The following is a 243-nucleotide window of genomic DNA, read 5'->3' as shown; positions in this document are numbered from 1 at the left end:
CGGCTACTACAAGTCCGAACTCATCTACGGACCGGCGCGCACCGGACCCTGGAAAACCGTCGAAGACGTTGAACTGACCACCCTGAGCTGGGTCCCCTGGCACAACACCAGCCGCCTCCACGGCTACCTCAGCGACATACCGCCCACAGAGTTCGAAGCCACCTTCTACGCTACAAACCGGACCGACCAAACCCCGGTCGAAACCCAATAGCCCGAGCCTTCATCAGAACCAGGGCGATTCAG

Annotated in this window: 1 protein-coding gene; it reads left to right on the top strand. The window is 60.5% G+C overall.

The window, feature by feature from the left end:
• Window positions 1-211, top strand: a 211-nt coding sequence (locus SKC41_RS31770; RefSeq protein ID WP_330981561.1) for an IS3 family transposase, incomplete at its 5' end; no start/stop codon positions are given.
• Window positions 212-243: the final 32 nt, after the last annotated feature.

The sequence above is a fragment of the Mycobacterium sp. 050128 genome (assembly GCF_036409155.1).
In the GTDB taxonomy this organism is placed as follows: Bacteria; Actinomycetota; Actinomycetes; order Mycobacteriales; family Mycobacteriaceae; genus Mycobacterium.
This window is presented reverse-complemented; position numbering and strand designations above follow the sequence as displayed.